General features: G+C 69.2%; 6 protein-coding genes. 3 read left to right on the top strand and 3 right to left on the bottom strand.

The window, feature by feature from the left end:
* The 3 genes from flgA to AC27KI_RS19385 all read left to right on the top strand — a co-directional run.
* Positions 1 to 651: flagellar basal body P-ring formation chaperone FlgA (gene flgA, locus AC27KI_RS19395; protein ID WP_487115334.1), on the top strand; the 651-nt coding region annotated here is incomplete at its 5' end.
* Positions 652 to 742: 91 nt separating this feature from the next.
* Positions 743 to 1,084, top strand: coding sequence for a flagellar biosynthesis anti-sigma factor FlgM (gene flgM, locus AC27KI_RS19390; protein ID WP_487115332.1), 342 nt, complete (start codon positions 743 to 745; stop codon positions 1,082 to 1,084).
* Between the two features lie 42 nt (positions 1,085 to 1,126).
* Positions 1,127 to 1,489: a hypothetical protein gene (locus AC27KI_RS19385; protein WP_284402624.1), complete on the top strand. Its 363-nt coding sequence runs from the start codon at positions 1,127 to 1,129 to the stop codon at positions 1,487 to 1,489.
* Between the two features lie 121 nt (positions 1,490 to 1,610).
* On the opposite strand, the gene AC27KI_RS19380 is transcribed toward AC27KI_RS19385, so the two are convergent.
* From AC27KI_RS19380 to flhF, 3 genes are all read right to left on the bottom strand, one after another.
* The gene (locus AC27KI_RS19380) at positions 1,611 to 2,327 is read right to left on the bottom strand and encodes an RNA polymerase sigma factor FliA (protein ID WP_284402625.1); all 717 of its coding nucleotides are present in this window, start codon (positions 2,325 to 2,327) and stop codon (positions 1,611 to 1,613) included.
* A gap of 4 nt (positions 2,328 to 2,331) precedes the next feature.
* Positions 2,332 to 3,129 (bottom strand): hypothetical protein, encoded by a 798-nt coding sequence (locus AC27KI_RS19375; protein WP_284402626.1) that lies wholly within the window; start codon positions 3,127 to 3,129, stop codon positions 2,332 to 2,334.
* The coding region (flhF, locus tag AC27KI_RS19370) for a flagellar biosynthesis GTPase FlhF (protein ID WP_487115330.1) at positions 3,122 to 4,417 on the bottom strand (1,296 nt) is incomplete at its 5' end. The genes flhF and AC27KI_RS19375, both read right to left, overlap by 8 nt.

Raw genomic sequence — 4,417 nt, 5'->3', positions numbered from 1 at the left:
TGGCCGAACCGGCGGCGGGACCTGGGCGGAATCACCCAGCGCTGGCTGGACGATGCGCTGCAGCGCGGCCAGTCGGGCACGGCCAGCATGCCGCTGCGCATGGAAGTGAGTGTGGGGGCCTTGGACCCCCGCCTGCGCCTGGCGCCATGCGCCCGCGTCGAGCCCTACCTGCCTGCCGGCTCGCGGCTGTGGGGCCGCACCCGCCTCGGGCTGCGCTGCGTGGACGGTGCCACCGCGTGGAACGTGTTCCTGCCCGTCACCGTCAAGGCGTATGGCCCGGCGTGGGTGCTCACGGGCAATGTCGCGTCCGGGGCCGTGCTCACGGCCGCCGATGCGACCGAGGCCGAAGTGGACTGGGCGGCGGAAACCACCGCGATCGTGGCCAATCCCGACAGCTGGGTCGGCATGGTGGCCTCGCGCCAGCTCATGGCCGGCCAGGCCGTGCGCCAGCACATGGTGAAGGCGCCGACCCTGTTCAAGGCGGGGGCGGCGGTGCGGGTGGTGGCGCAGGGGCGGGGTTATTCGGTAACATCCGCAGGCCAGGCGATCACCGCAGGCGCCGTTGGCGAGACTGTGCGCATCCGTATGGAGAATGGCCGTGTCGTCGCCGGTGTTGTGTCCGAAAATGGAACAGTAGAGATCACTTTGTAAGCGATGGGGCGCAAGAAAAGCCTAAAGTCCCTGTCGAAGTGGTCGAAAACATTGCTACTGTGCCCCACATCGAGCGGGGTGGGAGAGAGCGATGAAGATAGGTCAAAACCCCGAAATAGCCAATGCAGTGTCGCAAGCCGCCACGGCTGCCAAGCAGGCCAAGGCCCCTGCAGCTGCCGCCGAAACGGCTGCCAAGAGCGCCGCGCCCGCTGCCGCTGCCGCTGCGACCGCTGGCGTGCCTGTCACGTTTTCCAGCGCCGCCCGCGGACTCGAAGCCAACGGCCGCGCCGGCACCGATTTCGATGCCAACAAGGTGAAGGCCGTGCGCGCCGCCATCGAAAAGGGCACTTTCTCGGTGGACGCCGATGCGATCGCGGACAAGCTGCTGTCCAATGCGCAGGAAATCATCTCCCACACCAGCAACAGCCACTGACCCCGGGTTTCCTGCAGGGGTTGATCGGCACAGGATCCACCCATGCAACTCGAAACCACGCTGTCTGAAGTCGAATCCCGGTTGAAAGACGTCGGTGCCGCCCTGCTGGAAACCGACGCGCTCGCGGTAGAACGCACCGCCCCCCTGTTGCGCCAGGCCGCTCTCGATCTGTCCCAGGCGCTCCAGAAAATCCCCCGCCCCACCGAATTGCCGGCCGACATCCAGCGCCGCATCCAGGCCCTGCGCAGCCAGTTGTCCCAGCAGCGGGAACAATTGGCGCGCCTGTCCGCGTTGACCGAGCGCCAGGTGGCGACCCTGCTGCCGCCCCAGGAGGCTGCGACCTACGGAAACGGTGCTCCGGCACGCTCGGGCGGCGCCGCTCGGATCTACCGGTCGCAGGGCTGATCCCGCCCGGCTTCCCCTTCGCTCCTGGCAAAAGCCAGCCTCCCAAAGCAAAAAGGCCGCATCTGCATGCGGCCTTTTTCGTTGGCGCCAGGGGCGCGTCCGGTGGGACGGCGGCGCTCCGCTAGTGGCTGCGCATCTTGGCCCGCAGCCGGGCGATGGACTGGCTGTGCAACTGGCAGATGCGCGATTCGGTCACGCCCAGCACGGCCGCGATCTCCTTCAGGTTCATGTCGTGCTCGTAGTACATGCCCATGATGTGCTGCTCGCGCTCCGGCAGGCTCTTGATGGCGGCCACCAGCGAGGCCTTGAGCCGCTGGTCGCGCAGCATGGCCATCGGGTCGGCTTCGCCGTCGGCCACGTGCCGGTCGAGAAACCCGTCGTCGCCGTCGTCGCCCCGCGTCATGTCTTCCAGGTAGACCAACTGCGTGCCGCGCACCTTGCCCAGCAGCGTCTGGTATTCGCCCAGGCTCAGGTCCAGCTCGGCGGCGATCTCGGATTCCAGCGGGCTGCGCCCGAGTTTCTGCTCCAGCCGGTGGACGGCGTGTTCGATTTCCTTCTGGCTCTTGCGCGAACTGCGGGACATCCAGTCGCCCTCGCGCAATTCGTCGAGCATGGCGCCGCGGATGCGCTGGGTGGCGAAGGTCTCGAACTGCACGCCCTGCGCCACCTCGTAGCGCGACAGGGCCTCGCTCAAGCCCATCATGCCCACCTGGATGAGGTCGTCCAGCTCCACGTTGGGCGGGAGCTTGGCGATCATGTGGTGCGCAATCCGGCGAACCAGCGGCACGTGCTGGCGGATCAGCGCATCGCGGTCGAGCTGTCCTTTGGCGGTGTACATCGGGTCAATGTCTCCGGGCGAAATGCGCTGCCGTCTCCGTCATGCCGAAGGGCGGGGTGGGGGTCGGCGTTGCGGCGCCAATGGTGCACGCGTTTTCCAGCAGTTGCAAGGCCAGGCGCTGCACGTCCTGGGCGTGGTTGGCGCGCACCGTGCTGGTCAGGATGCCGCTGCCCAGGTGCCGCTCGGCGCAGCGCTGCAGCGTGTTCAACGCCGCATGCGTCGGGTCGGCCTGGGCCGGGCCGCCGGGCGGCAGGATGGAGGCCACCGAGCAGTGCACGCCGGCGTGCATCGCCATGTGTTTCAGTTGCCGGTAGCTTTGCACCACGCTGTCGGGGCCGCCTTCGGCGATCACCAGGGGGATGGCCGAGGTCGCGCGCACCAACGGTGCCAGCACCTCGGCGCTGGCGTAGAGCACCAGCAGCGCATAGGTGCGAAAGAAGGGTTGCAGCGCCTGCATCGCGGCCGGGCCGTCGGCGGTCTGGCGGGCGAGGCGCTGCATGCCGTAGCCGGCCGGAATCACCGCCAGCGACGAGGCCGCCGGGCCGGTTTCGAGCGGGGCGCCGTTCTGCCAGGAGGGCTCGGCCAGCAGGTGGGCCAGGCCCGGCGCGTCGTCGGTTTCGCGGGCGGTGCCGTCCAGCACGGCGACGGGATACCCCAGCCGCTGCAGGCTGGAACACACCTGCCACAGGGTTTCCAGTCCGTAGGCGGCGTCGGGCTGCGCCACGACAGACACGACCCGCAGGTCCGACTGCGGCGTGATGCTGTGCAGGCTCGTGGCCTGGTGGAATCCGGTATCAAGCATCGACCAGTCCCCTTTCCGAGGCCAGCTCGGGCGAGTGCGAGAAGAAGAAGTTCAGGTCCGAAGCCTTGGGGTCGAAGGCCGACTTGGCGGGCGAGCGCATCGAGGTGCTGATGAGCTTGTGCGCATCGGCGGCCTCCCAGTCCTCGGGCACGCGCTGGCCGTTGGTCACGCCGCGCAGCACCATCTGGTGGCGGATCAGGGCGTCGATCGAAGGGCCGAGCTTCACGGCTTCGTCCACCTTGGACAGGATGGCCTGCTGCGAGCCGGCGGTCTTGAAGGCGCTGAGCACGTCGTCCAGCGTGTCGCCGTGGCAGCCGGCGTTCAGCACCAGCAGGCGGTTGACGTTGGGCAGGTCCAGCACATCCAGCATGTCGCGCTTGCGCGGGTCGCGCGGTGCGACGCCGGTGGTGTCGATGAGCACCATCTTCTTGCCGCCCAGCAGGCCGAGCAGGTCCTGCAGCGCGGCGCGGTCGTGCGCCAGGTGGGCCACGACGCCCAGCATGCGGCCATAGGTGCGCAGCTGTTCGTGGGCGCCGACCCGGTACGTGTCCAGCGTGATGAGGCCGACGCTGCCCGGGCCGTGGATGCGGGCGCACAGGGCGGCGAGCTTGGCCGTGGTGGTGGTCTTGCCCACGCCGGTGGAGCCCACCATGGCGTAGATGCCGCCTTCTTCGTACAGGGGGCGGGCATGCGCGTCGGTCTTCAGGTTGCGCTCCAGCACTTCCATGAGCCAGCGCACCGCATCGCCTGCGCCCAGTTCCTCGGGCAGGCGCTCCAGCACGGCGCGGGCCAGCGACGGCGAGTAGCCGGCGCGGATGAGCTTGAGCATCAGGTTCGACTGGATCGGGTTCTGCCGGGCCTGTCCGAGCCAGGCCAGGGTGTTGAAGCGGTCCTCGATGAGGTCCTTCATGGACTGCAGCTCGCTCATCAGGTTCTGCTGGCCGGCGGCGGGAGCCAGCGAGGGCACGGGCACCTGCACGCGACGCGGGGCCACGGGCTCGGGGGCGACGTCCATCGGAATGGAGCGCAGCGGGTTGTGGCGCACCACGGGCGCGGCGGCCGGTGCGGGCATGCGTTCGCGCTCGCGGTCCGGCGCGCGTTCGCGGTTGCGCTCGTTGATCGAAGGGGCCTCGGCCGTGCCGGTCAGGGCTTCGTGGCGGCGGCGCAGCATGCGCTCGCGCACGTAGTCCTGGAACGACAGCGTGCTCATGGCCAGCTGCTCGGTATCCTGCGCCACCGCGTTGCGCTGGGGCTCGGCCCGGGCCGCGGCGGCCGCGGGGCGGGCCAG

Source organism: Acidovorax sp. KPB24-03, assembly GCF_057546605.1.
Note: the sequence above shows the minus strand (reverse complement) of the source record. Positions and strands in the feature narration are given on the sequence as shown.

Coding starts and splice junctions, on each gene's coding strand:
- flgM (WP_487115332.1), top strand. CDS start 743: ATGAAGATAGGTCAAAACCCCGAAATAGCCAATGCAGTGTCGCAAGCC.
- AC27KI_RS19385 (WP_284402624.1), top strand. CDS start 1,127: ATGCAACTCGAAACCACGCTGTCTGAAGTCGAATCCCGGTTGAAAGAC.
- AC27KI_RS19380 (WP_284402625.1), bottom strand. CDS start 2,327: ATGTACACCGCCAAAGGACAGCTCGACCGCGATGCGCTGATCCGCCAG.
- AC27KI_RS19375 (WP_284402626.1), bottom strand. CDS start 3,129: ATGCTTGATACCGGATTCCACCAGGCCACGAGCCTGCACAGCATCACG.